The organism is Ruegeria sp. C12 (assembly GCF_056537745.1).
In genome coordinates, this window is the sequence record NZ_JBQFSA010000005.1 from 238,656 (window position 1) to 265,497 (window position 26,842).

Consider the following 26,842-nt stretch of genomic DNA (forward strand, 5'->3'; position numbering starts at 1 on the left):
TTTTCGATCCGGTAACGCAGCGTTACGCGCGTTCGGAATATTCCATGGATTCGGTGTTCACGATGATCATCTCGTCCTGCCCGATGAAGGGCGGCACCATGACCTTGACGCCGTTGTCCAGAATCGCCGGTTTGAACGAGTTCGCAGCCGTCTGACCTTTGACCACTGGCTCGGTCTCGACGATCTTGCAGGTCACTTTCTGGGGCAGCGTCGCGTTCAGCGCTTCGCTTTCGTAGAATTCGACCACGATGGTCATGCCGTCCTGCAGAAACGGGCGGCGTTCGCCCAGCAGGTCAGCGGGCAGTTCGATCTGCTCATAGGTCTCGGCATCCATGAACACCAGCATCCCGTCGGACTCATAAAGGAACTGCTGATCCTTCTGTTCCAGGCGCACACGTTCGACCTTGTCCGCCGAGCGGAACCGTTCGTTCAGCTTCGATCCGTTGCGCAGGTTGCGCAGCTCGACCTGGGCAAAAGCGCCGCCTTTACCGGGCTTTACGTGATCCACTTTCACAGCCGCCCACAGCCCGTCGTTATGCTCAAGCACGTTGCCGGGGCGAATTTCGTTCCCATTTATCTTGGGCATGACATAAATCCTTCACAAACGGTTGATGCGTCAGTTGCGGTCCCTATATCTGGCAGGACCAACCCTGACAAGACAACGAGACCTAGTGCTGCACTTGCAGCAAGCCATGCACATGACGCAACGCAACTATGCATTTTAGGTGTATCCGAATCGCACCTAATAGGTCATAAGGACCGTCACGCCGAAAATGCAAGAGCAAGAACAACAAGGAAGACGAGATGAGAGATTTCGTTGACGGCACTGCCTTTAACAACGAGCAAGGCAATCGTGCACGCAAACTTTTCGCGGCCGTTGTGTTGGCTGCACTTGATGACGCTATCGCCGATGACAAGAAATACGGCAATGGCCCCGAACAGATCGCCCGCTGGGCACGCTCGCGCGATGGGCGCGAGGTGCTGTCCTGCGCCGGTATCGACCCGAATGAGCGGGTTGTCAGCGGACTGATGGAGTTCGTTGGCCGTGGCGTGCGGACCTCGGTCGCGCTGTCGCGTGAAGAAAGCGAGCGTCGCAATGCCGCTCAGCAGGCCGAAGCTGCCTAGACACTGGGCGACTTCCCTTTGAAAAAGCGCGCTCCGTCAACAGGGGCGCGCTTTTCTGTTGCGGGGTCAGAAAAACAGCAGCCACTGCCGCAGCACCCAGACCTCGGCCATCAGCAGCAGGGCAAAGAACAGCTTTGCCGTGATGGACAGGCCGCGCTGCCATAAGGCGACATAGGCCAACAGGCAGATCATGGCGGATACAGGGGCCACCCACAGCGCATGATGGGTGCTGTCCCAATAGCTGACCGGGCTGTGAAAGACCCAATCGCTGATCGGCCAGAACTGAGGCCGCCCGTCGCCCGCGTGCAGGAAAAAATCCATCACCAGATGCAGCAGTCCTGCGGAAGCGGCCACCGTCAGAAACGACCAGTCCCGCCACATCCCCAACGCCAAAGCCAACCCCCACAGAATGAATGAGTTGTCGATGGCAAAGACCGTTTGCCAGGCGGGCGAGAAGTAAAGTTCGTCAAACACGACCTGTGGCGGGATGCCGAGGATATACAGCGACGTCCCCGCCATCAGATACAAGGACAGATCCGGCAGCAGTGATCCCAGCACCGCCGCCCACAGGATGCGTCCCCGTGCGGGCCGCGCAAAGGCGGCAGCACCGATCAAAAGATGCGCTGGCGTGTTCATCCGGGGCTTTCCCTTTGGCCTTAAATCAGGTCATCTGCGCGACAAGGTATAGGAGACGACCATGGTTCGCGCCATAATGATTCAGGGCACCGGCAGCAATGTCGGAAAATCGGTATTGGTAGCCGGACTGGCGCGCGCTTATACGCGACGCGGGTTGCGGGTGGCCCCGTTCAAACCTCAGAACATGTCAAACAATGCCGCCGTGACCGAAAACGGGGGCGAAATCGGGCGCGCTCAGGCCCTGCAAGCGTGGGCTGCGAACCGTCCGACGCATACCGATATGAACCCGATCCTGTTAAAACCTGAAACCGACACCGGTGCCCAGATCATCGTTCAGGGCCAGCGCGCAGGCACGATGAAGGCCGGGGATTACCGCAAGGACAAATCCAAACTGCTTGGCGCGGCTTTGGAGAGTTTCAACAGGCTGTGCAGCGACGCCGATCTGGTGCTGATCGAAGGCGCGGGCAGCCCGGCGGAAACCAACCTGCGCAAAGGCGACATTGCCAATATGGGCTTTGCCCGCGCAGCCGGTGTGCCGGTGGTGCTGGTCGGAGACATTCATCGGGGCGGTGTGATCGCGCAGATCGTTGGAACGCAGGCCGTGCTGGACCCCGGCGATCTTGACATGATCAAGGGCTTTGCCGTGAATCGGTTCAAGGGCGATGTGTCGCTGTTTGATGAGGGCCGCGACGATATAGCCGCACGCACGGGCTGGCCCTGTCTGGGCGTGGTGCCGTGGTTTCACGATGCGTGGAAGCTGCCCGCCGAGGATATGATGGACATCCGCTCACACACCGGCAGGGCGTGCAAGGTCGTTGTGCCTCAGCTTGAGCGCATGGCCAATTTCGACGATCTGGACCCTCTTTCAGCCGAACCCGGTGTGAGCGTCGAGATCATCCCCGCAGGCCGCCCCCTGCCCGGCGATGCCGACCTTGTGCTGCTGCCGGGCAGCAAATCCACCATTGGCGATCTGACCTATTTCCGGGCGCAAGGCTGGGATATTGACCTTCTCGCCCATGTACGCCGCGGCGGGCATGTTCTTGGCCTGTGCGGCGGCTATCAGATGCTGGGCAGAACAATCTCGGACCCCGACGGGGTGGACGGTCGGCCGGGCAAGGTTGAAGGGCTGGGCCTGCTGGATGTGGACACTGTCATGGCCGGTAAAAAGCATGTCACGCTGACCGAAGCCTGCGCCCTGCCCAACCGCGAACCTGTCAGCGGGTATGAGATTCATATGGGTGAAACGGAAGGCCCGGATTGTACGCGGGCCTGGCTGGAGGTTGAGGGCCGCCCCGAAGGCGCAGCCAGCGCCAATGGGCGCATTCTGGGCAGCTATCTGCACGGCATATTTTCGTCCGACGCGTTTCGGGCGCAGTTTCTGGCAAAACTGGGTGTGAAATCGGAAACCGCCTATGAGGATGGTGTCGAGCAAACGCTGGATGATCTGGCCGATCATCTAGAGCAGAACATGAACCTGGATTTACTGCTGGACCTTGCGGAGCCGCCGCAGCGGGGCTGAGCTGTTACTCCAGCTCCTGCGCTGCCAGCGCCCGGTGAATCTCGCGCCGGACCATCTTGCGCACGTTGCGGGTGATCCGCTCGCCCAGCACGCCCTGAAGCTCTTGCCGGACAACCTCGGCAATCATGTCACGCAGCGCGTCTTCGTCGATGGCCACGTCGCGCGCGGGCACAGCGTCTTCGGCCACAGGCATGACTTCGGGCGAACGAATGAAGGTGGCCGGTTGCGGTTCTTCCTGCTCGGGCTCGGCCGCTGCAGCTGCGTCCTCACCGTCTGTTGCCTGCTCTGCAGGCACATCCTCTGGCTCGGGCTCTTCGAACCCTGAATCCGTGGTCCAGGCGAGGCCCTGAGTCGGCGTCCCTGAATAGGCATCGTCACTGTCGCCATCGGGTTCCCACTGATCTTCGGTCCGTGCGATTGCAGCTTCCAGCGCTTCGATCTTCGCGCTCAGGCTGGTTGCGGGGTCTTCGGTGGCCTCAGGCTCTGGCCTGGCCTCTTCCTGACGCGGCGCATCGCTATTGGCCGCCGCATCGGCCTTCACGATGTCACAGGCGCGCAGCAGCATTGGTTTCGCCGACTCCTCGGCGCTGTATTTCGGTTCCAGCTTCAGCGGGGGCTGTTCAACCTGAGCGGGTTTTGAGATTCGCAACGCCTCGGTCAGCACCAGACGCCCGGGCTTGCGCGCGCCCGAGGACGGGGCTTTGCGCCCCTCTTCGCTGACCAGACGTTTGACCGAAGACAAAACGTCTTCGATCCCGGCTTTTACGACATTGTCCGTCATTTTGCTCTACCGCTCTTTCCTCAGGCCCGAGTGTAGCCAATCCTGTCAGAGCGAACAACAGATAGTATTGCCCGTCAGTCCCGACGCAACGCTTTGAGGACGCGATCCAGGTCTTTGCTCTGTTTGCTGACCTGTGCAGGGGCTTTCTTGACCAGATTATAATACAGCGTCGGGTCATAGATCTGCACCGCCAGACCCAGACGTTCCGCCGTCAACAGGCCCTGAGCCTGCAACAGCTGATAGGCAGCGCGCGAACGCTCGGTGCGCGAGGCGACCTCGTTCAGCTGCGCATCCAGCAAATCCTGCTGCGCGTTCAGAACGTCCAGCGTGGTCCGTGCGCCCAGGGTTGCCTCTTCGCGAATCCCGTCAAAGGCGACCTGCGAGGCGCGTACCTGCTCGGTCGATGCCCGCAGGCTGGCCGAGGCGGCCTGAAAGTTTGCATAGGCTTCGGACACGCCCTGCGTGATGTCCTTTTGCACGTTCAGAAGGTTCGCGCGCGACGCATCGCGGGTGGCCATCGCCCGGCGCACCGATGCCGCCAGACGTCCGCCGGCATAGATCGGCTGGTTGAAGTTCAGCGAGACACTCGCATTTTCGGTGTCATCGTCATTATCATAGCTTTCCGTAATGCCCGCATCTGCATTCAGCGTGACATTCGGCCCCAGATTCGCCCGCTGCTGCTGCACCTGCAAATCAAGCGCACGCACTTCGTGCTGGGCCGCAAGAATGGCCGGATGGTTGCGGCGCGCGAACGAAATCGCCTCTGACTCGGACCGGGGCAGTGACGGAAGGCTGGGCTGACCAGCGGTCGCCCCCGGTAGTTTGCCGACGGCATTTACATATTCCGCCTGCGCCGTGCTCAGGTTACCGCGTGCAACTGCCAGATCGGCCTGGGAACTGGCCAGCTGTGCCTCGGACAGGGCGACGTCCGTGCGCGTGACTTCACCCACTTCGAAACGGTCCCGCGAGGCCCGAAGTTCCTCGGCCGACACATCGACGTCATTCACCTGAATCTGCACGGTTTCTTCCTGCAGAACGACGTTGAGATAAGCGTTTGCTGCGCGGAACAGAATGGCCTGCTCGACATCGATCAGGCTTTGGCGCGTGGACAACACGATTTCCTGCGCGGATTGCTTACCGAGAATCGAGAACCCGCCATCATAGATCAACTGGGCCAGCGTGAGGCCGGTAAAGAATGTCGAAGGCTCGTTCCGGACCACTATACCGCTAGTCGTTGTCCGCGTGTAATCCTGCGAAACGCGCACTGTCCAGTTGATGATCGGACGCAGCGCGGACACCGCAATGGCAACATCTTCATCAGCGGCACGCAACAGCGCGCGGTTCTGTTCAAGAAGACCGCTGGTGTTATACGCCCCGATAAAGGCATCGGTCAGGTTGTCCGCCCATGCCAGGCGTACAGGCATAACGCTAAGGGCAAGACCAGCGGTCACCGCCAAGGCCCTGACCAGCTTACCAGTTGCCGTTCCACGCATCACCAAATCCTCTCAAATCAAAATTACACTGCCCTGCGGGAAGTTTGCGTTGCCGTTTTCAACTAATCAAGGTGGCAGAAAAAACCACCGCCCGACTATAGCGAAAATGCACACTCGACTGAAAAACTGTCCAGTGTCGGCGCACTGGCGTTGAAAGCGTCGCGCCAGCTGACCCGGTCACCAGCCTTGCGCCCGATCCGAACGACGCCCAGACCATCCTGCACAAACAGACAGGCGATGCGCCCGTTGTCTTTCAACTGACCCAGCAGAGCGTCCGGCACCTGCTGCACGCCGCCCTGTATCATGATCACGTCGTAAGGCCCGTGTTCCTCGGCCCCTTGCTCCAGCGGGCCCACATGCACCACGGCATTGTCTGCATCCGCCTCGGTCAGGGCATCCTGCGCTTCTGCGGCCAGCGCCTCATCGCTTTCAACAGCAACCACCAGTTCAGCCATGCGCGCGGCAACGGCGGTGGAATACCCCAGCCCCGGCGCGATATCCAGAACCGCCTCATCTTTGCAAATATTCACAGCGTCCAGCATCTTGGCCAGAGTCCGAGGCTCCAGCATGCTGCGCCCGTCCCCCAGATCGATTATGCCTTCAACATAGGCGGCCTCGCGCTGCGCATCCGGCACAAAATTTTCACGCGGGACGGTCAGCATGGCATCGATGATCGGGAATTTCGTGACATCAGAGGGCCGAATCTGCGTATCGACCATAGTGCGGCGTCGGGTTGCGAAATCTGTCATTTGATCTCTCGTCTGAATTCCCACGTTTTTTTGGCTTTTGCCACATCCCGCAGCAACCGGCAACGGCCCTGTTGCCACAGCCCGGCCCGTGCGACAGGTTTGTGATCCGGCCCAGATCAGCATTTCCCGCCTCAGGCGCCAAAATTACACGCAATCCTCTGGACGCCCCATAAGAAAGCTGCTAAAACGCCTGTCACACCACGGCAAGTATTTGATTTTACTTGAAAAGGCGAGTTGGCGGAGTGGTGACGCAGCGGATTGCAAATCCGTGTACACCGGTTCGATTCCGGTACTCGCCTCCACTTCCTTCAATACCTTCACCTCGCGACGCAAAGACGAAAGCGCGCCCCTCTTAGGAATCGCGCCCCGCCGGGATAACCTCATAACCCGGTTCTTCAGGTTCATCGTCCTGCATTTCAGGTGGAAAGCCGGGCGCGCGGATGTCGAGGCCGGTGGCGTCTTCCAGGCGTTTGATGATGTTGGGCGACAGTTCGCGTTCGCCGTAGCGTGCGATGCCGTCCTCGAAGATCTTGATCATGATCGGGTTGATCTCAAGCGGGACACCCGCGCGGTCGGCGACGTCCTGAAACAGGCCGATATCCTTTTTGACAAGGTCCATGGTAAAGGAAATATCGCGCGAGCCGTTCAGGATGACCTGGCTTTCGGTCTCATGCACAAATGAGGTGCCAGACGAGATCTTGATCGCCTCATAGGTCGTGTTCAGGTCCATCCCGGCGGCTTTGGCGGTCACCAGCGCTTCGGCGCAGGTGATCAGGTTGGCGGTGGCCAGATAGTTGGTCAGAACTTTCAGAACCGAGGCCGAGCCGAGATCGCCGGTATGCAACACCCGACGGCCCATCGTTGTCAGGAAGGGCAGGATTCGCTCAAAAGTATCCCGGTCGCAACCCGCGAAGATCGAGATATTGCCGGTTGCCGCCCGGTGGCATCCGCCGGAAACGGGGCAATCAACCGCCGCCCCGCCCCGTTCGATGACCATGGCACCCAGCCGCTTGGCCTCGGCCTCGTCGGTGGTGGACATTTCCATCCAAATTTTGCCGGGGCCGACCTCGGGCAACATCTCCTGCATCACCGCGTCCGAGGCGGCAGGCGATGGCAGGCAGGTGATCACCGCGTCGCAATCGTGCATCAGCTGGGCCGGGCTTTCGGCGGCCTTTGCGCCCTTTTCGACGAATTCTGCCACCAGGTCTGCATTGAGGTCATGGACCGTCAGGTCGATCCCGTTGCGCAGCAATGAGCCCGAGAGTTTTCCGCCCACATTTCCAAGTCCGATGAACCCAACTTTCATTATTCGCGTCTCCCTGCGTGTTTTCCGGTATGCGACCATGTCGCGGGCACCGCGTCATGCCGCCCAGCGACGCTGGCAGGTCGCTTTTCATCCTAGCCACGCGATGGTGGTCGCATCGCGCTTGACAACCTGCCCGCACGTGCCGCATGTCCCTGTCGTTGGTGTCGGCGACAGCCGATGAAAAGGGAATGCGTCAACGGTTTATCCGCCAAACGCAGCCGCCCCCGCGACCGTGACCGGAGAGGGTGCCCAATGCCACTGGCCTGCCAGGCCGGGAAGGCGGGACATCCGACAGAGGAGCCAGACGAACCGGGCCTCTGACATCCGCAAGCCGGGAGACCTGCCAGCACCCGAAGTTGAAACCGGGCGGGGTGTTCCGGTGTCGGGTCCATGTGCATCGCGTGGCCCGCATGAAACCCCGTCCCCCGCGAAGAGGATTTGGGGGGATGAGAGACATGACCGAGACTGCGCCGGTCGAGCTGCTGGTCTGCACCACGTGCCGCCGTGGTCTGCCCATCGAGGATGACGATCAACGCCCCGGCACATTGCTGCACAAAGCGCTGGAACAGGCGGACCTGCCCGAGGGCGTCACGCTGAAAGCCGTCGAATGCCTGTCGAACTGCGATCAGGGCTGTTCCATCGTGCTGCGCGGCGGGCCGGATCGCTGGACCTTTGTCTATGAGAACCTCAATGAGGCCGATCACGTTGACGTCATCGTCGATGGTGCGACCAAGTATCTGGCCACCGAGGACGGCCTGGTCAAATGGCGCGAGCGCCCCGAACATTTCCGCAAGAACTGCGCCTCGCGCATTCCCCCGATTGGAGCCCTGAAATGAGCAACCTCGAAAAACTCCCCGTCACTGTGATCACCGGCTTTCTGGGTTCGGGCAAAACGACGCTGGTCAAGCATCTGATGCAGAACCCACAAGGCAAGCGGCTGGCCGTGGTGGTCAACGAATTTGGCGATGTGGGCGTTGATGGCGACATCCTGAAATCCTGCGCGATCCCGGATTGCCCGGCGGAAAACATCATGGAACTGGCCAATGGCTGCATCTGCTGCACCGTGGCCGATGACTTCATCCCCACCATTGAGGCGCTGATGGCGCTGGAACCGCGCCCGGATCACATCCTGATCGAAACCTCGGGCCTCGCCCTGCCAAAACCGCTGCTAAAGGCGTTCGACTGGCCCGATATCCGGTCGAAAATCACCGTGGACGGCGTGATCGCTCTGGCCGATGCCGAGGCTGTGGCCGCCGGTCGCTTCGCGCCGAATGTCGAGGCGGTGGACGCCCAGCGTCTGGCCGATGACTCGATCGACCACGAAACGCCCCTGTCGGAGGTGTTCGAGGATCAGATCTCCTGCGCCGACATCATCCTGCTGACCAAACCCGATCTGGCCGGTCCCGAAGGTGTGGCGAAAGCCAAAGAGGTCATCGCCGCCGAAGCCCCCCGCCCCCTGCCCGTGGTCGAAGTGGCCGAAGGCGCGGTGGACGTGCGCGTCGTGCTGGGCCTTGAGGCCGCCGCCGAGGATGACATGGACGCGCGCCCGTCACATCACGACGGCCACCACGACCACGAGCATGACGATTTCGAAAGCATCATCGTCGAGCTGCCGGAACAGACCGACCCGGCGGAACTGGTCGCCAAGATCGAACGTCTGGCGAATGAGCTGAACATCCTGCGCGTCAAGGGCTATGCCGCCGTTCAGGGCAAACCCATGCGTCTGCTGGTGCAGGCCGTTGGTGCCCGCGTGCGTCACCAGTATGACCGCCCGTGGGAGCCCGGCGAGGACCGTCGCTCACGTCTGGTCGTGATTGCCGAGCATGACGACATCAAAGAGGCCGCGATCCGCGATATCCTCGTGGGTGTGACCGAGGCTGCCGAGTAAACCATGCACGTCGTCTTCCGCGAAAGCCACGGGTTAGAGGAAACCGAGACCCCGACCGATCTGGGCCAGAGCCCGGCGGATCTGGTGGTGCTGTCGTTCTCGGACAGTGACCTCGGCGCCTTTGCGGCGGGCTGGCATCGCGGTGGCGGCCCCGAGGGGCGGATGCCGACGATGCGGCTGGCGAACCTCACGGCGCTCAAGCACCCTCTGTCGGTCGATACCTATGTGGAACAGACGCTGGAGGGCGCAAAGGGTATACTGATCCGCCTGATCGGCGGTGTGCCCTACTGGTCCTACGGGTTGCAACAGGTTCTGGCACTGGCGCAGGCCAAGGGCATCGCGCTGGCGGTCCTGCCTGCGGACGGGCGCGAGGATACGCGGCTGGATGACTATTCCACTCTGCCCATCTCGACCCTGCGGCGATTGGCGCATCTGTGCGACACCGGCGGAGAGGTCGCGGCGCAGGCCGCCCTGGCGCAAATGGCGCTGGCGGCGGGGCTTTATGCCGGGCCGGTGATGGGGGCCAAGACGTTGCCCGAATGCGGCGCGTGGTGCCCGGATCGCGGCGTGATCCCGGTGGATGCCGCCTTCACGGGCGATGCAAAACGCATCCTTGTGACCTTCTACCGGGCCTATCTGACCTCAGCCGACACCGCTCCTGTCGCGGCTCTGATCCGCAGCCTCCGCGCGCGGGGTTTTGAGGCGGTGGGCCTGTTCGCTCCGTCTCTGAAAGCGCCCGCAGCAGCCGATTGGCTGCGTGAGCAGGTCGTGGCGCTGGCCCCGTCGGCCATCATCAACGCCACCTCATTCTCGGGCAAAGGCGCGTCGGGCACCTCGCCTCTGGACGCCGCCAACGTGCCGGTATTTCAGGTCGCGCTGGCCACCTCGCGCCGCAAGGCATGGGCCGAGGCGGAACGCGGGCTATCCCCCGCCGACCTCGCCATGCATGTGGTACTGCCCGAAGTGGACGGGCGGATTTCAGCGGGCATCGCCTCGTTCAAGGAACCGGGCAAGCGCGACCCGCATCTGGAATATTCCCGTTTCGCCCACCGGGCCGAGCCCGAGCGGATCGAAGCGATCATCGACCGCGTGTCAGGCTGGCTTAACCTGCACGACAAACCCAAAGCCGATCAGACGCCTGCGCTGGTGCTGTCCAGCTATCCCGGCAAGGACTGGCAGATGGCCCATGCGGTAGGCCTCGACGCGCTGACCTCGGCCGAGGCGATGCTGTCCGATCTGCAAGGCGCAGGCTATGACACCACCCCTGCCGAGCCGATTGCCGATGCGCTGCCGGATGCCCGGATTTCATGGCCGCTGCAGGACTACCTGACCGCATTGGCCGAATTGCCCGAAACCCTGCGCAGTGATCTGCAATCCGTCTGGGGCAAGCCCGAAGATGACCCGGCCTGCGCCGATGGAGCCTTCCATTTCACCGCCCTGCGACGCGGCAAGGCCCTGATCGCACTGCAACCGGAACGCGGCTCGCCCGAGCTGCGCGATGACGATTACCACGACCTCTCGCGCACTCCGCGCCACGGCTATGTGGCGTTTTACCTGTGGCTGCGCCAAGGGCTGGGTGCGGATGCGCTGATCCATATCGGCGCGCATGGCACGCTGGAATGGCTGCCCGGCAAATCCGTCGCCCTGTCCGCCGATTGCTGGCCCGAGGCGCTGATCCGCGATCTGCCGGTCATCTACCCGTTCATTGTCAACGACCCCGGCGAGGCCGCGCAGGCCAAACGCCGGATCGGGGCCGTCACGCTGGGCCATATCCCGCCCGCGCTCAAGGAAAGCGGTACGCCGGATCGGATGGTGCGGCTGGAATCTCTGCTGGACGAGTTTTCAAACGCCGATGGGCTGGACCCCAAGCGCCGCGACCGCCTGCAAGAGGATATCCGGGATGAGGCGCAGGCCATCGGGCTGGAAAGCGACCTGGACCTCGATCAGGCCACCTGTACCGCCGAGGCGATTACCCGCATCGACCGCTTTGTCTGTGACATCAAGGAAAGCCAGTTCGGCGACGGGCTGCATGTCTTTGGCCGGGTGCCCGACGTGACCGGCAATTTCGACCCCGCGCCCTCGGCCCATGCCGAACGCACCGCTTTGCTGGACGCATTGGCGGGCAAACGGATCGAGGCTGGCCCTTCGGGTTCCCCCTATCGGGGTCGGTCGGATGTGCTGCCCACCGGGCGCAACCTCTACACCACCGATCCACGGTCCGTGCCCACGCGTGCCGCCTATACCCAAGGGGTCAAACTGGCCGAGGAACTGGTGCGGAGGCATTTGCAGGAAGAGGGCGATTATCCCAAGGGGCTGATCGTCGACCTCTGGGGCTCGGCCACCATGCGCACCGCCGGGGAAGAATTCGCCATGGCGCTGCACCTGCTGGGCGTCAAGCCGGTCTGGGACAAGGGGTCCGAGCGCGTCTCAGGCATCGAAGTTCTGCCGATCACCGACCTCAGCCGCCCGCGTCTGGATGTCACCCTGCGCGTCTCGGGACTTTTCCGCGACGTGTTCCCGACGCTCTCTGCGCTTTACGGTCAAGCGGTGCGGGTCTTGTCCGAACGGGATGAGGCACCGGACTGGAACCCCTATGCCGGGCAGGCCCCGGCTGCGCGCGTGTTCGGCCCCGCGCCGGGCAGCTATGGCGTGAACATGACGCAACTGTCTGAAATTTATACGGATGAGGCCCGCACGCAGGCGGGTGAAGCATGGTTGCAGGCCAGTTCCTATGCGCTGGAAGGCGAGCATATCGCGCAGGACGTCGATGGGATCACGCAGCGCGTCGCCAATGCCGACAGCTTTGTCCACCTGCAGGACCTGACCGAGACCGACCTGCTGCTGGCCAACGATTACGCCACGCACGAGGCCGGGTTTGCAGCGGCCAAAAAGGTGACCGGCGGCGAGGCGCAGCTGTACCATCTGGACAACACCAACCCGGACAATCCCCGCGCGCGCACCCTGCCCGAAGAGATCAGCCGCGTTGTCCATGCCCGCGCCGCCAACCCTGCTTGGATCGCCGGAATGCAGCGGCACGGGTTCCGGGGCGCTGCCGAGATCGCGGCAACATTGGATCACATGGCGTCCTTCGCGCATCTGTCGGGCACGGTCGCGCCGCATCTGTTCGATCTGTATCACGACGCGACGCTGGGCGATCCGCAGGTCGATGCCTTTCTGGCCGAGGCCAACCCGCAGGCGCATCAGGCCATGCAGGACCGGTTCCGCGCCCTTTTGGAGGCGGGGCTTTGGAACACCCGCCGGAACTCGATCCGCGCGGATTTGGAGGGGCTGGGATGAGCGCCCCCGTTGTTCAAGGTTGGTGCCCGGGCGCGCACCGCCCGATGATGTCGGGCGACGGTCTGGTGGTGCGGGTACGGCCTCGGCTGGCGCGTCTGACGGTCGATCAGGCGCTGGGTCTGTGCGACCTTGCAGATCGGTTTGGAAATGGCTCGATCGACCTGACCAACCGCGCCAATCTGCAACTGCGGGGGGTCGAGGACTATGACCACCAGCCACTGCTCAAGGAACTGGCGGCACTGGACCTGCTGGATGCGGAACCGGGCATCGAGGTGCGGCGCAACATTCTGGTCACGCCGCTGTACCAGGCGGGCGATTTGACCGCGCGCCTGACGCAGGAACTGATTGACCGGCTGGCGGAACTGCCTGCCCTGCCCGCAAAGTTCGGCTTTGCCATCGACACCGGGCCCGCGCGCCTGCTGAGCGCGGATTCAGCGGATATTCGTCTGGAAACCGGCGTTGACGATCTGATCCTGCGCGCCGACGGCTGCGAGACCGGGCGGCCTGTGGCCGAGGCCGACGCCATTGCCCATGTCATCGCTTTGGCACGGTGGTTTGCAGGAACATATACGCCCGAGACGCGCCGCATGGCACGGGTCACCGACGCTTTGCCGCAGGAATGGCAGGGACATGCACCCGGCCCGGTCGGTAAAAAACTGCGCCCCGGCCCTTGTGAACTTGGTGCGTTGTATGGTGCCGCTTTTGGGTCGCTGCCTGCCCGCAAGCTTTATGATCTGATTGACGACAGCGGCGCAACCGCCCTGCGTGTCACCCCGTGGCGGCTGATCCTGCTGGAAGGCGGGGCGGCGATACCTGCCCCGGACTTCGTCACCGATGGCACCGACCCGCTGATGAGCACCGACGCCTGCCCCGGCGCGCCATTCTGCCCGCAGGCGCAAGTGGAAACCCGCGACATCGCCCGCGCCCTGGCCGCGCGCGTTCCCGGCAGCCTGCATGTCTCGGGCTGCGCCAAGGGATGTGCCCGCATGGGCCCCGCCGACGTCACTTTGGTCGGCAACAACGGACGATTTGATCTTGTCAAACGGGGCCGCGCAGGGGATGAGCCCTGTCAGCGCGGGCTCAGCCCCGAAACACTTTTGACCATGGACCTGACCTGATGCCCTATGAATACGAAACCGACGGCGCAGCGATCTACAAGGAGAGCTTTGCCACCATCCGGTCCGAGGCCGATCTGGCCCGGTTCGACGCCGACGAGGAGCAGGTCGCCGTCCGCATGATCCACGCCGCAGGCATGGTCGGACTGGAAGAGTTCGTGCATTTCTCACCCGGTTTCGTGACCGCCGCCCGCACCGCGCTGGAAAATGGCGCGCCGATCCTGTGCGACGCGCGGATGGTCAGCGAAGGTGTGACCCGCTTTCGCCTGCCCGCCGACAATGAGGTGATCTGCACCCTGCATGACGACCGCGTGCGCCCGCTGGCGGCTGAGATGAGCAACACACGCTCCGCCGCCGCGCTGGAACTGTGGCGGCCGCATCTGGAGGGTTCTCTGGTCGCCATCGGCAACGCGCCCACGGCGCTGTTCCACCTGCTGAACATGCTGGAAGACCCCGACTGCCCGCGCCCCGCCGCCATCATCGGCTGCCCGGTGGGTTTTGTCGGCGCAATGGAATCCAAGGACGCGCTGTGGGAGGCGCAGCCGGTGCCGTCCTGCATAGTAAAGGGCCGTCTGGGCGGCAGCGCGATCACTGTGGCCGCTATCAACGCCATCGCGAGCCGCGCCGAATGAGCGCGGGTAAAATCTATGGCGTGGGCCTCGGCCCTGGCGACCCGGATCTGATGAGCGTCCGGGCCGACCGGCTGCTGCGCAATGCCCGCCACGTGGCGTTTTTCCGCAAGCCGGGCCGCAGCGGTCAGGCGCGCAAGATCGTCAACGGCATGATCCCCGGAGACGCGGTGGAATTCCCGATGGAATACCCCGTCACCACGGAAATTCCCGTGACAGACCCGCGCTACAACGAATTGCTCGCCGCTTTCTACGAAGACTGCGCACGACATCTGAAAACGCTGGCCGACAAAGGCGAGGACGTTGTTGTTCTGTGTGAGGGTGATCCGTTCTTCTACGGGTCATTCATGCATCTTTACAGCCGCTTACGCGATGAAGCTGATGTAGATGTGGTGCCTGCAATTACTGGCATGTCCGGCGCGTGGACGGCAACGGGCGACCCGATCACATGGGGCGATGATGTGCTGACCGTGCTGGTCGGAACCCTGCCCGAGGATGATCTGGCGCGACGTATGGCGCAAACCGATGCGTTGGTTGTGATGAAGATCGGGCGCAATATCGACAAGGTCAAACGGGCGCTGAAGACTGCGGGTCTTTTTGACCGGGCCTGGATCGTCGAGTTTGCGCAGATGCCCAATCAACGGGTGCGGAAACTGTCCGAGGACGGGGACGGCATTGCCCCTTATTTCTCGATTATCATCGTGCATGGCCAAGGACGCAGACCATGAGCGGATGGGTCAAGATCGCCGGGCTGGGCCCCGGTGATGAACAACTGGTGACGCCCGAAGTATCCGCAGCGCTGGCCGAGGCCACTGATGTTGTCGGCTACATTCCCTATGTTGCCCGTGTTGGCGACCGTGAGGGCTTGACCCTGCATGCCAGCGACAACCGGGTCGAAATCGACCGGTCCCAGCACGCGCTGCAAATGGCGGCTGAGGGGAAGCGCGTGGTCGTGGTTTCGTCGGGTGATCCGGGCGTGTTTGCCATGGCGGCAGCAGTGTTCGAGGCTATGGAAAACGGGCCGCGTGAATGGCGTGACATTCCGGTGGACGTACTGCCCGGCATCACCGCGATGCTGGCCGCCTCGGCCCGTGCCGGTGCGCCCTTGGGCCATGACTTTTGCGCCATTAACCTGAGCGACAACCTCAAGCCATGGTCCCTGATCGAAAAGCGCCTGCGCCTTGCGGCACAGGGCGATTTCGCCATGGCGTTCTATAATCCGCGCTCAAAGTCCCGCCCGGAAGGTTTTGTAAAAACGCTGGAAATCCTGCGGGAAGAATGTGAGCCAGAACGGTTGATCCTGTTCGCACGGGCCGTGTCTCGGGCGGATGAAGCGATCCGAATCTCAACGCTGGCCGAGGCGACACCGGATATGGCCGACATGCAGACGGTTGTGATTGTCGGATCCTCTCTGACGCGCGTGATCGAACGCGACGGCGCGTCGATTGTCTATACGCCAAGGTTCACTCTGGCCGAGGGTCAGGGATGAGCCAGCCAGTCCAGAACTTGCGCGACCGAGGACAGTTCCTGCCGGGGCGGCAGGCTGGGCCGGTCGATCATCAGGACTGGCACGCCCAGCGCCCGCGCGGCGTCCAGCTTGGCGCGCGCGCCGGTGCCGCCTGCGTTTTTCGAAATCACCAGTTCGGTGGCGTGGTGTTTCATCAGCGCAAGGTCGCCCTCAACCGTAAACGGCCCGCGCGAGACAACAATATCGGCGTTAGGCAGCGGCACATTGTCAGGTTCGTCAACCAGCCGCAGCAAATAGTCATGGTGGGGTTGGGCAGCGAAATCCTGCAGGTGCATCCGGCCCACAGCCAGAAAGACGCGCCGAGCGGGGCCTTCAAGCGCAGCAACAGCCGCCGGAATGTCCGGAACATGCTGCCAGCGGTCTTCGTGCTGCGGAACCCAGGCCGGTCGGGTCAACGAAACCAGCGGAACACCTGCGGCTTCGCAGGCGGCGATGGCATTCCGGCTCATCTGCGCGGCAAAGGGATGCGTTGCGTCCACGACATGCGTGATCGCGTTGTCGCAGATATAGCTGTGCAGTCCGTCGGCCCCTCCGAACCCACCGACGCGCACCGGCAAAGGTTGCGGGCGAGGATTGTCCACACGCCCGGCGTAAGAGTAGATTGCGCGCACCCCCCTTTCGGCAAGGCTGCGGGCCAGTGCATTGGCTTCGGTCGTGCCGCCAAGAAGCAGGAGGTTGGGCATGATTAAGGCTCCGTGGCTGACCATTCTGGGGCTGGGCGAAGATGGACTGGATGGCCTGCCGCCCGCAAGTCGTCAAGTGCTGGATCGGGTCGAGGTCGTCATGGGCCCGCCCCGTCATCTGTCGCTGATCCCCGAAACACAGGCTGAACGGATCGAATGGCCCGTGCCGTTTGCCGATGGCATCCCGATACTGACGGGTCTGCGCGGGCGGCCAACGGTTGTGCTGGCCTCGGGCGATCCGTTCTGGTTCGGTGCGGGATCGGTCATTGCCAGAACCTTTGACGCGGGTGAATGGACTGCCCTGCCCGGTCAATCCACCTTTTCGCTGGCCGCTGCCCGGTTGGGTTGGCCGCTGGAAAGTACGCTGACCTTTGGGCTGCACGCCGCGCCGCTGACCCGGCTGAGACCGCATCTGGCGGCGGGGTTGCGTGCCATTTTGCTGCTGCGCGATGGCAAGGCGGTGGCTGAATTGGCCACCTATCTGACCGAGACCGGTTTCGCCGACAGCGCGCTGCATGTGATGCAAGCCCTGGGCGGGCCACGCGAAAACACGCAGACCGTGACACTGACCGAAGCCTTGCTGGGCACGTTCGATCACCCGGTCTGTGTTGGGCTTGAGGTCACCGGCCCCGGACTGGCTTTCCCCAAAGCAAGCGGAAAACCGGACGACATCTTTGAAACGGATGGTCAGATCACCAAGCGGCCCATCCGGGCGCTGACCCTGTCCGCGATGGCACCGCAACGGGGCGAGCATCTGTGGGACATCGGTGGCGGTACCGGTTCGATCAGCATCGAGTGGCTGATGTGCGACCCGACCCTGACCGCAACCTCGATCGAGCCGCTGGCCGAGCGTGCAGACCGAATTAGGCGCAACGCGGACACGTTGGGGCAGGATCGGCTGGAGGTCGTTCATGGCACCGCGCCCGATGCTCTGCCGGGCTTGGCCATGCCTGATGTGGTTTTTATTGGCGGCGGGCTGTCCGAGGCTTTGCTGGTCTGGCTGCGCGACAACCTGAAACCGGGCACGCGGCTGGTCGCCAATGCCGTGACGCTGGAAAGCGAGGCTTTGCTCGCCCAATGGCACGAGGCCCTTGGCGGCGACTTGCTGCGGATTGAATTGGCGCAGGCGGGCGCTCTGGGCCCCCGCCGCGGATGGAAATCCGCCTATCCGGTGGTGCAGTGGAGCGTGACCCTATGATCGTCGCCGGTCTTGGTTTTTCCAGCTCCGCCACGGTGGACAGCCTGAAGGCGGCCTATGATCAGGCGTCCTCGGGCCATGCCGTGGATGCGCTGGCGACGGTCGCGGACAAGGACGGCCATGCCGCGTTGGACGCCTTTGCGGCAATCGTCGACCTGCCCTTGCACCTTGTTGCACCCGCTGACCTGGCCGGACAGCGCACCCTGACATGCTCAGCCCGCAGCGGCGCCAGCTATGGCACCGGCAGCGTGGCCGAAGCATCCGCTTTGGCTGCCGCCGGGTTCGGCGCGCGGCTGCTTACACCCAGACACATCTCAGACGACCGGCTGGCCACGTGTGCCATTGCCATCGGAGGACAGACATGACCGTTCATTTCATTGGTGCCGGGCCGGGTGCCGCCGACCTGCTGACCCTGCGCGGGCGCGATATCATCGCCTCTTGCCCGGTGTGCCTTTATGCGGGCTCACTGGTGCCGGAGGAGATCCTGAGCCATTGCCCCGAAGGCGCGAAGATCGTGAACACCGCGCCGATGGATCTGGACCAGATCATGGCCGAGATTGAAGCGGCCCATAAAGCGGGGCAAGACGTGGCCCGGCTGCATTCAGGCGATCTGTCGGTCTGGTCGGCAATGGGGGAACAGATCCGTCGTTTGAAAGAGATGGGCATTCCGGTCAGCGTCACGCCCGGTGTGCCGTCTTTTGCCGCGGCGGCGGCGGCTCTGGGCACTGAACTGACCTTGCCCGGACTCGCGCAATCGGTGGTGCTGACCCGCACGCCGGGACGTGCATCTTCCATGCCCGAAGGTGAGACGTTGGAGAACTTCGCCCGCACCGGGGCCACGCTGGCCATTCACCTTTCGATTGGCAATCTGGACAAGGTTATCGCTGACCTGACCCCGGCCTACGGCGCGGATTGCCCGGTGGCCGTTGTCTATCGCGCCAGTTGGCCGGATGAGCAGATCATCCGCGCGACCTTGGAAACGTTGAAAGATGCACTGGATGAGGGCATCTCGCGCACTGCACTGATAATGGTCGGACCAGCGCTGGCGGGCGAAGGGTTCGACGAAAGCTGCCTGTATTCCAAGTCCTATGACCGCCGGTATCGCCCGCAAAGCGCGGACAGCCCGTGGTCAAGCTGGAGCCACGGTGATGACTAATCCTCCGGGCATTCTGATCTCGGCCCCGTCTTCGGGAACCGGGAAGACCACCGTAATGCTGGGTCTGCTGCGTGCACTGACCGAGGACGGCCTGACCGTGCAACCGTTCAAAAGTGGCCCCGACTATATCGACCCGGCCTTTCACCGGGCGGCGGCAGGACGGGCCTCGTTCAACCTCGACAGTTGGGCGATGGGCGATCCGCTGTTGAACGCGATCTCTGCGCAGGCGGACGGGGCGGATATTGTGGTCGCCGAAGGCTCGATGGGGTTGTTTGATGGCGTCGCGAAGCCCGGAGAACTGGGGCATGGCTCCAGCGCCGAGACAGCGCAGCGGATGGGCTGGCCGGTGGTGCTGGTGCTGGATGTGGGCGGACAGGCGCAATCGGCGGCGGCGACGGCGCTGGGGTTCAAGATGTACAACCCCGATCTGCCCTTTGCCGGCGTGATCCTGAACCGCTGTGCCAGCCCACGCCACGAGCGTCTGACCCGCCTGGGCATGGAGCGCGCAGGCCTGCCGGTTCTGGGCGTGCTACCAAGACGCGGTGATCTGACCCTGCCCGAGCGGCATCTGGGCCTGATCCAGGCCGTTGAGCACCCCGATCTGGAAAGCGCCATCGCCGGATATGCGGCCTTCCTGCGTGAGCATGTAGATCTGGAAGCGATCAAGCGGGCGGCCTCCTCAGGCCCGGCTGGGCCATCGTCAGCCGCGCTGCCGCGCCCCCCGGCCCAGCGAATTGCATTGGCGCGGGATGCGGCATTTTCCTTTACCTACCCACATTTGCTGGAAGGCTGGCGCAGGGCTGGGGCCGAGGTGTTGCCCTTCTCGCCTTTGGCGGATGAGGCCCCGGCGGCGGATGCCGATCTGGTCTGGTTGCCGGGTGGATACCCCGAATTGCACGCAGGAACGCTTGCTGCTGCTGATACCTTCCTGACCGGACTGCGTCGTCACGCGAAAACCAAACCGGTTCACGGCGAATGCGGCGGGTACATGGCTTTGGGCGAAGGGTTGATCGACAAGGACGGCACGCGGCATAAGATGGCCGGGCTGCTTGGGTTGGTCACATCCTACGAAAAGCGCAAATTCAATCTGGGCTATCGCCGGGCTGAACTTCTGGCCCCGATGCCGGGACTTGCGGCGGGCACCGCCCTGCGGGGGCATGAGTTCCACTATTCCTCGATTGTCGAACAGCCCGATGCCCCCTTGGCGCGGGTGTTTGATGCCGAGGGAACCGAAGGTCCCCAAACTGGATCAGTGCGCGGCAACGTCACCGGCACGTTCTTTCACCTGATTGCCGAGGCCTCGGCATGAGCGGTTTTGTCTCTTTCGTAGGCTCAGGCCCCGGCGACCCGGAGCTGTTGACGCTCAAGGCCGTGGACCGGATGCAAAAGGCCGACGCGGTGCTGTTCGATGACCTGAGCAGTGGGCCGATCCTGACGCATGCGCGCGAGGATGCGGATCTGGTCGGCGTCGGCAAACGCGCCGGACGCCCCTCGCCCAAGCAGGATCACGTGAGCCGCCTGCTGGTCGAATATGCGCAGACCGGTCAACGCGTGGTGCGGTTGAAATCCGGCGATGGCGGGCTGTTCGGGCGGCTGGAGGAGGAACTGGTGGCGTTGCGCGAGGCCGGGATCGAGTACGAGGTCATTCCGGGCATCCCCTCGGCTGTCGCAGCAGCCGCCGCTGCTGGTATCCCGCTGACACGTCGCCTGACGGCACGGCGGGTGCAATTTGTCACCGGCCACGACGTCAGCGGGCAGTTACCGGACGATCTGAACCTGCCCGCTTTGGCCGACGGAATGGCCACGACGGTTGTGTTCATGGGCAAGCGCACCTTTCCCCTGCTGGTCGAGGCGCTGCATGCACATGGCCTGCCGTTGGACACGCCGGCGCTGATGGCTGAATCCGTGTCGACCCCCGATCAGACGCTGCATCGATCCACCATCGGCGCGCTTGCAGACACGCTGAAATCCGAAATCGGCACGGCCCCTGCCCTGATCCTTTATGGTCCATTGGCGGAGTTGGATGATGTATGACCTGACCCTGATCGGGATCGGTACCGGCAACCCCGATCATGTGACCCGGCAAGGCGTTCAGGCAATCCGCGAGGCCGATCTGATCCTGATCCCGCGCAAGGGTGAGAACAAGGCCGATCTGGCCGGGCTGCGCGAAGAGATCATTGCCACGGTCACGGACAGCTCGCCGCAGATCGCCTATTTCGACATTCCCAAACGGCGGTCCGAGGACGGTTATCTGCAAGGCGTGGATGAGTGGCACGACGCCATTGCGCTGCGCTGGCAGGAGGCGATCTCGGCCCATCCAACGGCCAGCAAAGTCGCGCTGCTGATCTGGGGCGATCCGTCGCTTTATGACAGTTCCTTGCGCATCGCGACCCGGCTGGATCCGCAGCCGAACAAGCGGGTGATCCCGGGCATCACCGCGTTGCAAGCGCTGACGGCGGCCCATGCCATTCCGATCAACGAGATCGGCGCGCCCTATGTCGTCACAACCGGGCGGCGTTTGCGGGACGAGGGCTGGCCCCCGAGCGCGTCGAATGTGGCCGTCATGCTGGATGGAGAGTGTTCGTTCCAGTCACTGGACATGGCCGAGTATGACATCTGGTGGGGCGCCTATGTCGGAATGAAGGAAGAGATTCTGATCCACGGACCGCTGGCCGACGTGGCCGAAGAAATTCTGGCCAATCGCACCAGACATCGGGCCGCACATGGATGGATCATGGATATCTATCTGTTGAAGCGACGCGCTGACTAACAAGTAACAGCACAAGAATGTGAGTGCGCCGACACGCGAATTCTGGCATCAAGCAGGCAGCCAAGTTGACGGAGGGCCTGCGATGAAACCTGTCGTTGCGTTTGCGTGTTTGCTGGCTCTGCCCGCCCTTGCGGATGAGCCTTTGCCCGGATGGGCCGTGTTTGACAGCAAAAAATCCTATGAGGCGTTGGTCGCTGACACGAAAGCGGCAGTGAAGGCCAATGGGCTAATCGTGGTCACTCAGGCCGGTCCGACCAAGGCCGCCGCGGCGCGTGGGATTACCATCCCCGGCAACCGTGTAATCGGCGTTTTCAACAACGATTTTGCCGTGCGCGTTCTGGAAAGCTCGACCGCCGCGATGATCGAAGCGCCGATCCGATTTTACGTCACCGAAAATGACGATGGCACGGCGACATTGTCCTACAAAACGCCCAGCTTTGTCTTCCAGCCTTACGCTGACGAAGGCGGCGCGGCGCTGTCTGCGATTGCCGAAGAATTGGACGCAAAGTTTCAATCCATCGCGGATTCCGCAGTCAAATAGTCACACTGGCGTGATCCGGCTTGCCTCTGTTAGGGATGTCAGACATTTGCTTCCCATTGGCTAATTCGGAGCATGACTGATGCAGGACCTGTCCCCCCGCGCTGCGGACCTTCTGGCCCAACGGCTGTACGAGGCGGGTTGCCGCCACGCGTTTGGCATGCCGGGCGGCGAGGTTCTGACGCTGGTTGATGCGCTGGAAAAGGCTGGCATCACCTTTCATCTGACCAAACACGAAAACGCCGCAGGCTTCATGGCCGAGGCCGTGCATCACCGCGACGGTGCGCCCGCCATTCTGGTTGCGACCATCGGGCCGGGTGCGATGAACGGGATCAACGTGGTCGCCAACGCGTTTCAGGACCGGGTGCCGATGATTGTTCTGACCGGCTGTGTGGATGCAGACGAGGCGCTGACCTATACCCATCAGGTGATGGACCATTCACAGGTCTACCGCTCGATCACCAAGGCCACCTATGTGATGACCGCCGAAGGCGCGGGTATCATTGCGGATAAGGCAGTGTCTCTGGCCAATCAGCCCCGCCCCGGCCCGGTTCATATCGACGTGCCGATCTCGGTTGCGGATGCGCGCGTGTCTTCGCCCAAACGCCGCCGTCTGGCCAAGGTGGCAGCCGTAGCGCCGGAAGGCGATTGCCTGTCCAAGGCCCGCCGCTGGGTGGCCGAGGCCGAACGCCCCGTCGCGATCATCGGGCTGGATGTGCTGTATGACGACTCGCGCAGTGTGGTTCAGGCGTTTCTGGAACATTTCAGCATTCCTTTTGTCACCACCTACAAGGCAAAGGGCGTGATCCCCGAGGATCACCCTTTGTGTCTGGGCGGCGCGGGGCTGTCGCCTCTGGCCGACAAACATCTGGTGCCGCTGATCGAACAATCCGATCTGGTTCTGTGCCTTGGCTATGACCCCATCGAAATGCGCCCCGGCTGGCGCGAGATCTGGGATCCGGACGAAAAGCGCGTCATCGACATCTCGGCCGTGGTGAACGATCACTACATGCATCAGGCCGGCCTGAATCTGGTGGCCGATACCGGCCAGACGCTGGAGGCGATTGCCAAAGGCAACCCGGCCCGCGCCACGTGGCCCGGTGGAGAACCCGCTCAGGTCAAGGCCGCGCTGGCGCAAGCCTTCCCGCAGGACGACGATTGGGGGCCTGCGGGTGTGATCGCCGAAACCCGCGCCGTGCTGCCCGGCAACACGCTGGCCTCGGCCGATAGCGGCGCACACCGCATCCTGCTGAGCCAGATGTGGGAGTGCCAAGAGCCGCGCGGGCTGATCCAATCTTCTGCTTTGTGCACAATGGGTTGCGCCCTTCCGATGGCGATGGGCCTGAGGTTGGCCGAACCCGACCGCCCGGTGATCAGCTTTTCGGGCGATGCAGGGTTCTTGATGATCGCCGGAGAGCTGTCGACCGCTGCCGAAATGGGCGGAAATCCGATCTTTCTCGTGTTCGTCGACGCCTCGCTGGCGCTGATCGAATTGAAGCAACGCCAGCGCCAGATGGGCAACCGGGGCGTTGATTTCGACCGCCACGACTTTGCCGCGATGGGCCGCGCCTTTGGCGGCTATGGACATACCGTGCGCAACCGCGCAGAACTGCGCGCAGCATTGAACGAGGCGATGAAGGCCGACCGCTTTACCGTGATCGCCGCCGAGATTGATCGTGGAGGGTATGATGGCCGCATCTGAAGGACCGCTGAAGGGCGTAAAGGTTCTTGACCTGTCGCGCATTCTGGCCGGACCGACCTGCACGCAATTGCTGGGCGATCTGGGTGCAACCGTCATCAAGATCGAAAACCCCGCAACCGGCGGCGACGATACGCGGCAATGGGGCCCTCCTTACGTCGAGGATGCAGACGGCAACCGCTCGGACCTGAGCGCCTATTTCATGTCGGCCAACCGCAACAAGAAATCCGTCGCCATCGACATCGCAACGCCCGAGGGACAGGCTGAAATCAAACGCCTTGCCTCACATGCCGATATTCTGATCGAGAATTTCAAACCCGGCGGGCTGGCGAAATACGGGCTGGATTACAACAGCTTGTCTCAGGATCTTCCGGGGCTCGTCTATTGCTCGATCTCCGGATACGGGCAGACCGGCCCCAATTCCAGCAAGCCCGGTTATGACCTGATGGCGCAAGGCTATGGCGGGATCATGTCGCTGACCGGCGATACCGACGGCGCGCCGATGAAAGTGGGCGTGGGCATCGCCGATGTGATGTGCGGCATGTACGCGACGGTCGGCATTCTGGCGGCGCTGCGTCACCGCGACCTAACCGGCGAAGGTCAGCAGATCGATCTGGCGCTGGTGGATTCGCAGGTGGCCTGGTTGATCAATGAAGGCGTGAACTATCTGACCTCGGGCGATGTGCCCCAGCGGCGCGGTAACGGGCATCCCAATATCGTGCCCTACGAGGTTTATGAAACCTCCGATGGCCACGTGATTCTGGCAGTTGGCAATGACAGCCAGTTCCGCCGGTTCTGCGATTTCATCGGGCATCCCGAACTGGCCGACGATCCGCGTTTTGCAACCAACCCCGCGCGGCTTGAACATCGCGATGACCTGAACGCGGTGCTGCGTCCGGCAATGAAATCCCAGGCAACAGCCACGGTGATTTCCGAGCTTGAAACCCGCAAGGTGCCGGTTGGCCCGGTGCGGACGCTGGATAAGGTTTTTGCCTCGGATCAGGTGGCAGCCCGCGGCATGCAGATCGCCATGCAGGCCGATCCTGCCGAGGTGAAACTGATCGGGAATCCCCTGAACCTGTCACGCACGCCTGTAACATATCGGCATGCCCCGCCGGTGTTTGGTGCGGATACTGATGCAGTTTTAGGCGCTGAAAACCCCTTCGAAGACTGAAACACTTGCCCATTTCGGCGGCAAGTTGCTGAAACATGCCCTTGAATCGGCGGTTTTTTTCAATTTTTACACACACGGCTTTTCACCAATTCGAGAGCAGGGTCGATACTGTTACGACGCGCCCGCACACTCTGATAAATCGAACAGTGTCAAATATCGCAATCAGATTGGACCCAAGTATGAAACAAGACGTTTTTGGACAATTGAACACCCTCAGCCACCCGGCAGCCGTCGAAGCGTGGGATGGTGTTCTGCTTGGGTTCATGGCGCACGCGGCGATCACCCCTCAGCATCTGGGCAAAGTGCTCGAGCTTGAGCCGGATTTCGCATTGGGTCATGCGATCAAGGGTCTGTTCATGGTTCTGCTGGGTCGGCGCGAGATGTTGCCCGTCGCGACCGAGGCTCTGGCCGCAGCCAACACCGCAATGACACGCCAGACCGTGTCGGCGCGTGAGAAGCTGTATGTCGACGCTTTGTCGCTCTATCTGGCCGACCTGCCCTCGCAAGCTGTGCAGAAATTCGAAGAGGTTCTGCGCGCCCATCCGACCGACACGCTGGCGATGAAACTCAGCCATGCAACGCGGTTTGTATTGGGCGACTCGGCGGGAATGCGCCGGTCGATTGAACGGGTTCTGCCCGCTTACGAGCCGGATCATGCCGGACGCGGCTATTTGCTGGGCTGCCATTCCTTCGCGCTGGAGGAAACCGGCGCATACGAGAAGGCCGAAATCGCCGGGCGTCAGGCGCTGTGGATGGTGTCGGACGATGCCTGGGGCCTGCACGCCGTGGCGCATGTGCATGAAATGACGGGGAACGCGCAACTGGGTCTGGATTGGCTCGCGGGGCGCGAGGATGCCTGGGCGCATTGCAACAACTTCCGCTATCACGTCTGGTGGCACAAGGCGCTGATGCATCTGGATCTGGGTCAGGTCGATCAGGTGATGGCGCTGTATGATCAGCATATCCGCAAGGACAAGACGGATGATTATCGCGACATCTCGAACGCGACCTCGCTGCTGTCGCGGTTGGAGCTTGAGGGCATCGATGTCGGCAACCGCTGGGAAGAACTCGCCGACCTCAGCGCCGCGCGGACCGAGGATGGCTGCCTGATCTTTGCCGACTTGCATTACCTGCTGGCGCTGACCGGTGACAACCGCACGGACGCGACGGGCAAAATGTTGCAGCGCATTCAGAAGGATGCGCAGCGCAATCAGGGGGACACCCCGATCCGCATGTCCGATCCAGGCATTGCTGCGGCCAAGGGCCTGGAGGCCTTCGGCGACGGGCTTTATGGCGCGGCCTTCGATTTCCTGTCGACCGCGCGCGCTGGCATGCAAATGGCAGGTGGCAGCCACGCACAACGTGATGTATTCGAGCGCATCACAATCGATTCCGGCCTGCGCGCCGGGCGTCTGGACGCGGTGGAGCGCATCCTGGACGACCGGCGCGCCAAACGTGCCGGGGGCGAGGACAATTACGCACTTGCGCGCCGCGCCCTGATCGACGCGGCCCGCGACAGCGGAGACGCTCAAAGCGTCCCGGCCGAATAACAAAAAGA

General features: G+C 62.7%; 26 protein-coding genes, 1 tRNA gene and 1 riboswitch. Of the genes, 20 read left to right on the forward strand and 7 right to left on the reverse strand.

Annotated elements, in window-relative coordinates:
* Window positions 1-22 precede the first annotated feature (22 nt).
* Window positions 23-586, reverse strand: coding sequence for an elongation factor P (efp, locus tag ACR0C9_RS12250; RefSeq protein WP_170449576.1), 564 nt, complete (start codon window positions 584-586; stop codon window positions 23-25).
* 218 nt (window positions 587-804) lie between these two features.
* Between efp and ACR0C9_RS12255 the strand changes: the two genes are divergently transcribed.
* The gene (locus ACR0C9_RS12255) at window positions 805-1,125 is read left to right on the forward strand and encodes a DUF6280 family protein (protein ID WP_037310273.1); all 321 of its coding nucleotides are present in this window, start codon (window positions 805-807) and stop codon (window positions 1,123-1,125) included.
* A gap of 66 nt (window positions 1,126-1,191) precedes the next feature.
* Here ACR0C9_RS12255 and ACR0C9_RS12260 read toward each other — a convergent pair whose 3' ends face one another.
* Window positions 1,192-1,761 carry a cobalamin biosynthesis protein CobQ gene (locus tag ACR0C9_RS12260; RefSeq protein WP_170449573.1) on the reverse strand — a complete coding sequence of 190 codons (570 nt, stop codon included), beginning with the start codon at window positions 1,759-1,761 and terminating at the stop codon, window positions 1,192-1,194.
* Between the two features lie 61 nt (window positions 1,762-1,822).
* Between ACR0C9_RS12260 and ACR0C9_RS12265 the strand changes: the two genes are divergently transcribed.
* The gene (locus ACR0C9_RS12265) at window positions 1,823-3,280 is read left to right on the forward strand and encodes a cobyric acid synthase (RefSeq protein WP_480781108.1); all 1,458 of its coding nucleotides are present in this window, start codon (window positions 1,823-1,825) and stop codon (window positions 3,278-3,280) included.
* A gap of 4 nt (window positions 3,281-3,284) precedes the next feature.
* Here the strand turns inward: ACR0C9_RS12265 and ACR0C9_RS12270 are convergent, their stop codons facing one another.
* From ACR0C9_RS12270 to ACR0C9_RS12280, 3 genes are all read right to left on the reverse strand, one after another.
* Entirely contained in the window at window positions 3,285-4,061 is a 777-nt protein-coding gene (locus tag ACR0C9_RS12270) for a hypothetical protein (RefSeq protein WP_170622053.1), read from the reverse strand.
* A 74-nt stretch (window positions 4,062-4,135) separates the two neighbouring features.
* Window positions 4,136-5,554, reverse strand: coding sequence for a TolC family outer membrane protein (locus ACR0C9_RS12275; protein ID WP_170449564.1), 1,419 nt, complete (start codon window positions 5,552-5,554; stop codon window positions 4,136-4,138).
* A 95-nt stretch (window positions 5,555-5,649) separates the two neighbouring features.
* Window positions 5,650-6,303, reverse strand: a complete 654-nt coding sequence (locus ACR0C9_RS12280) for a protein-L-isoaspartate O-methyltransferase family protein (RefSeq protein WP_170449561.1) — start codon at window positions 6,301-6,303, stop codon at window positions 5,650-5,652.
* Between the two features lie 228 nt (window positions 6,304-6,531).
* On the opposite strand from ACR0C9_RS12280, the gene ACR0C9_RS12285 reads away from it, so the two are divergent.
* Window positions 6,532-6,605 (forward strand) — tRNA-Cys (locus ACR0C9_RS12285).
* 50 nt (window positions 6,606-6,655) lie between these two features.
* Here the strand turns inward: ACR0C9_RS12285 and ACR0C9_RS12290 are convergent.
* Entirely contained in the window at window positions 6,656-7,648 is a 993-nt protein-coding gene (locus ACR0C9_RS12290) for an NAD(P)-dependent oxidoreductase (protein WP_480708378.1), read from the reverse strand.
* 103 nt (window positions 7,649-7,751) lie between these two features.
* A riboswitch (cobalamin riboswitch) is annotated at window positions 7,752-7,971 on the forward strand.
* A gap of 93 nt (window positions 7,972-8,064) precedes the next feature.
* On the opposite strand from ACR0C9_RS12290, the gene ACR0C9_RS12295 reads away from it, so the two are divergent.
* Genes ACR0C9_RS12295 through cobJ form a run of 7 tightly spaced genes read left to right on the forward strand, consistent with a single transcriptional unit; the run spans window position 8,065 to window position 16,027 of the window.
* Entirely contained in the window at window positions 8,065-8,445 is a 381-nt protein-coding gene (locus ACR0C9_RS12295) for a DUF1636 domain-containing protein (protein WP_170449433.1), read from the forward strand.
* On the forward strand, window positions 8,442-9,497 hold the full coding sequence (cobW, locus tag ACR0C9_RS12300; protein WP_170449431.1) for a cobalamin biosynthesis protein CobW: 1,056 nt from the start codon (window positions 8,442-8,444) through the stop codon (window positions 9,495-9,497). Before ACR0C9_RS12295 ends, cobW begins: the two co-directional genes overlap by 4 nt.
* A gap of 3 nt (window positions 9,498-9,500) precedes the next feature.
* The gene (gene cobN / locus ACR0C9_RS12305; protein WP_480781109.1) at window positions 9,501-12,794 is read left to right on the forward strand and encodes a cobaltochelatase subunit CobN; all 3,294 of its coding nucleotides are present in this window, start codon (window positions 9,501-9,503) and stop codon (window positions 12,792-12,794) included.
* Window positions 12,791-13,912, forward strand: a complete 1,122-nt coding sequence (locus tag ACR0C9_RS12310; RefSeq protein ID WP_480781110.1) for a cobalamin biosynthesis protein CobG — start codon at window positions 12,791-12,793, stop codon at window positions 13,910-13,912. The genes cobN and ACR0C9_RS12310 overlap by 4 nt, the downstream gene beginning before the upstream one ends.
* Complete coding sequence (locus ACR0C9_RS12315; protein ID WP_170449426.1) at window positions 13,912-14,541, forward strand: precorrin-8X methylmutase; 630 nt, start codon at window positions 13,912-13,914, stop codon at window positions 14,539-14,541. The genes ACR0C9_RS12310 and ACR0C9_RS12315 overlap by 1 nt, the downstream gene beginning before the upstream one ends.
* The gene (locus ACR0C9_RS12320) at window positions 14,538-15,266 is read left to right on the forward strand and encodes a precorrin-2 C(20)-methyltransferase (RefSeq protein ID WP_170524763.1); all 729 of its coding nucleotides are present in this window, start codon (window positions 14,538-14,540) and stop codon (window positions 15,264-15,266) included. The genes ACR0C9_RS12315 and ACR0C9_RS12320 overlap by 4 nt, the downstream gene beginning before the upstream one ends.
* On the forward strand, window positions 15,263-16,027 hold the full coding sequence (gene cobJ, locus ACR0C9_RS12325) for a precorrin-3B C(17)-methyltransferase (RefSeq protein ID WP_170524766.1): 765 nt from the start codon (window positions 15,263-15,265) through the stop codon (window positions 16,025-16,027). The genes ACR0C9_RS12320 and cobJ overlap by 4 nt, the downstream gene beginning before the upstream one ends.
* Here the strand turns inward: cobJ and ACR0C9_RS12330 are convergent.
* On the reverse strand, window positions 16,018-16,749 hold the full coding sequence (locus tag ACR0C9_RS12330) for a cobalt-precorrin-6A reductase (protein WP_480781111.1): 732 nt from the start codon (window positions 16,747-16,749) through the stop codon (window positions 16,018-16,020). The two genes, cobJ and ACR0C9_RS12330, sit on opposite strands and share 10 nt — an antisense overlap.
* Here ACR0C9_RS12330 and cbiE point away from each other — a divergent pair.
* The 10 genes from cbiE (at window position 16,748) to ACR0C9_RS12380 (ending at window position 26,834) form a co-directional block, all read left to right on the forward strand.
* On the forward strand, window positions 16,748-17,947 hold the full coding sequence (gene cbiE, locus ACR0C9_RS12335; protein WP_480781112.1) for a precorrin-6y C5,15-methyltransferase (decarboxylating) subunit CbiE: 1,200 nt from the start codon (window positions 16,748-16,750) through the stop codon (window positions 17,945-17,947). The two genes, ACR0C9_RS12330 and cbiE, sit on opposite strands and share 2 nt — an antisense overlap.
* Window positions 17,944-18,312 carry a cobalamin biosynthesis protein gene (locus ACR0C9_RS12340; RefSeq protein ID WP_170452982.1) on the forward strand — a complete coding sequence of 123 codons (369 nt, stop codon included), beginning with the start codon at window positions 17,944-17,946 and terminating at the stop codon, window positions 18,310-18,312. Before cbiE ends, ACR0C9_RS12340 begins: the two co-directional genes overlap by 4 nt.
* Window positions 18,309-19,103 carry a precorrin-4 C(11)-methyltransferase gene (gene cobM / locus ACR0C9_RS12345; RefSeq protein WP_480781113.1) on the forward strand — a complete coding sequence of 265 codons (795 nt, stop codon included), beginning with the start codon at window positions 18,309-18,311 and terminating at the stop codon, window positions 19,101-19,103. The genes ACR0C9_RS12340 and cobM overlap by 4 nt, the downstream gene beginning before the upstream one ends.
* Entirely contained in the window at window positions 19,096-20,412 is a 1,317-nt protein-coding gene (locus ACR0C9_RS12350) for a cobyrinic acid a,c-diamide synthase CobB (protein ID WP_480781114.1), read from the forward strand. Before cobM ends, ACR0C9_RS12350 begins: the two co-directional genes overlap by 8 nt.
* Window positions 20,409-21,137 carry a uroporphyrinogen-III C-methyltransferase gene (cobA, locus tag ACR0C9_RS12355; protein ID WP_480580519.1) on the forward strand — a complete coding sequence of 243 codons (729 nt, stop codon included), beginning with the start codon at window positions 20,409-20,411 and terminating at the stop codon, window positions 21,135-21,137. Before ACR0C9_RS12350 ends, cobA begins: the two co-directional genes overlap by 4 nt.
* Complete coding sequence (gene cobF, locus ACR0C9_RS12360) at window positions 21,130-21,873, forward strand: precorrin-6A synthase (deacetylating) (RefSeq protein WP_480781115.1); 744 nt, start codon at window positions 21,130-21,132, stop codon at window positions 21,871-21,873. The genes cobA and cobF overlap by 8 nt, the downstream gene beginning before the upstream one ends.
* Before the next feature lie 82 nt (window positions 21,874-21,955).
* Complete coding sequence (locus ACR0C9_RS12365; RefSeq protein ID WP_480580515.1) at window positions 21,956-22,414, forward strand: DUF302 domain-containing protein; 459 nt, start codon at window positions 21,956-21,958, stop codon at window positions 22,412-22,414.
* A 79-nt stretch (window positions 22,415-22,493) separates the two neighbouring features.
* On the forward strand, window positions 22,494-24,113 hold the full coding sequence (locus ACR0C9_RS12370; protein WP_480781116.1) for a thiamine pyrophosphate-binding protein: 1,620 nt from the start codon (window positions 22,494-22,496) through the stop codon (window positions 24,111-24,113).
* Window positions 24,100-25,284, forward strand: a complete 1,185-nt coding sequence (locus ACR0C9_RS12375) for a CaiB/BaiF CoA transferase family protein (RefSeq protein ID WP_480781117.1) — start codon at window positions 24,100-24,102, stop codon at window positions 25,282-25,284. Before ACR0C9_RS12370 ends, ACR0C9_RS12375 begins: the two co-directional genes overlap by 14 nt.
* Window positions 25,285-25,463: 179 nt before the next feature.
* Window positions 25,464-26,834, forward strand: a complete 1,371-nt coding sequence (locus ACR0C9_RS12380; RefSeq protein ID WP_480781118.1) for a tetratricopeptide repeat protein — start codon at window positions 25,464-25,466, stop codon at window positions 26,832-26,834.
* Window positions 26,835-26,842: the final 8 nt, after the last annotated feature.

Bases quoted from the DNA above. Each gene is read 5' to 3' on its own strand.
- efp (WP_170449576.1), bottom strand. From the start codon at position 586: ATGCCCAAGATAAATGGGAACGAAATTCGCCCCGGCAACGTGCTTGAG.
- ACR0C9_RS12255 (WP_037310273.1), top strand. From the start codon at position 805: ATGAGAGATTTCGTTGACGGCACTGCCTTTAACAACGAGCAAGGCAAT.
- ACR0C9_RS12260 (WP_170449573.1), bottom strand. From the start codon at position 1,761: ATGAACACGCCAGCGCATCTTTTGATCGGTGCTGCCGCCTTTGCGCGG.
- ACR0C9_RS12265 (WP_480781108.1), top strand. From the start codon at position 1,823: ATGGTTCGCGCCATAATGATTCAGGGCACCGGCAGCAATGTCGGAAAA.
- ACR0C9_RS12270 (WP_170622053.1), bottom strand. From the start codon at position 4,061: ATGACGGACAATGTCGTAAAAGCCGGGATCGAAGACGTTTTGTCTTCG.
- ACR0C9_RS12275 (WP_170449564.1), bottom strand. From the start codon at position 5,554: ATGCGTGGAACGGCAACTGGTAAGCTGGTCAGGGCCTTGGCGGTGACC.
- ACR0C9_RS12280 (WP_170449561.1), bottom strand. From the start codon at position 6,303: ATGACAGATTTCGCAACCCGACGCCGCACTATGGTCGATACGCAGATT.
- ACR0C9_RS12290 (WP_480708378.1), bottom strand. From the start codon at position 7,648: ATGGTCGCATACCGGAAAACACGCAGGGAGACGCGAATAATGAAAGTT.
- ACR0C9_RS12295 (WP_170449433.1), top strand. From the start codon at position 8,065: ATGACCGAGACTGCGCCGGTCGAGCTGCTGGTCTGCACCACGTGCCGC.
- cobW (WP_170449431.1), top strand. From the start codon at position 8,442: ATGAGCAACCTCGAAAAACTCCCCGTCACTGTGATCACCGGCTTTCTG.
- cobN (WP_480781109.1), top strand. From the start codon at position 9,501: ATGCACGTCGTCTTCCGCGAAAGCCACGGGTTAGAGGAAACCGAGACC.
- ACR0C9_RS12310 (WP_480781110.1), top strand. From the start codon at position 12,791: ATGAGCGCCCCCGTTGTTCAAGGTTGGTGCCCGGGCGCGCACCGCCCG.
- ACR0C9_RS12315 (WP_170449426.1), top strand. From the start codon at position 13,912: ATGCCCTATGAATACGAAACCGACGGCGCAGCGATCTACAAGGAGAGC.
- ACR0C9_RS12320 (WP_170524763.1), top strand. From the start codon at position 14,538: ATGAGCGCGGGTAAAATCTATGGCGTGGGCCTCGGCCCTGGCGACCCG.
- cobJ (WP_170524766.1), top strand. From the start codon at position 15,263: ATGAGCGGATGGGTCAAGATCGCCGGGCTGGGCCCCGGTGATGAACAA.
- cbiE (WP_480781112.1), top strand. From the start codon at position 16,748: ATGATTAAGGCTCCGTGGCTGACCATTCTGGGGCTGGGCGAAGATGGA.
- ACR0C9_RS12330 (WP_480781111.1), bottom strand. From the start codon at position 16,749: ATGCCCAACCTCCTGCTTCTTGGCGGCACGACCGAAGCCAATGCACTG.
- ACR0C9_RS12340 (WP_170452982.1), top strand. From the start codon at position 17,944: ATGATCGTCGCCGGTCTTGGTTTTTCCAGCTCCGCCACGGTGGACAGC.
- cobM (WP_480781113.1), top strand. From the start codon at position 18,309: ATGACCGTTCATTTCATTGGTGCCGGGCCGGGTGCCGCCGACCTGCTG.
- ACR0C9_RS12350 (WP_480781114.1), top strand. From the start codon at position 19,096: ATGACTAATCCTCCGGGCATTCTGATCTCGGCCCCGTCTTCGGGAACC.
- cobA (WP_480580519.1), top strand. From the start codon at position 20,409: ATGAGCGGTTTTGTCTCTTTCGTAGGCTCAGGCCCCGGCGACCCGGAG.
- cobF (WP_480781115.1), top strand. From the start codon at position 21,130: ATGTATGACCTGACCCTGATCGGGATCGGTACCGGCAACCCCGATCAT.
- ACR0C9_RS12365 (WP_480580515.1), top strand. From the start codon at position 21,956: ATGAAACCTGTCGTTGCGTTTGCGTGTTTGCTGGCTCTGCCCGCCCTT.
- ACR0C9_RS12370 (WP_480781116.1), top strand. From the start codon at position 22,494: ATGCAGGACCTGTCCCCCCGCGCTGCGGACCTTCTGGCCCAACGGCTG.
- ACR0C9_RS12375 (WP_480781117.1), top strand. From the start codon at position 24,100: ATGGCCGCATCTGAAGGACCGCTGAAGGGCGTAAAGGTTCTTGACCTG.
- ACR0C9_RS12380 (WP_480781118.1), top strand. From the start codon at position 25,464: ATGAAACAAGACGTTTTTGGACAATTGAACACCCTCAGCCACCCGGCA.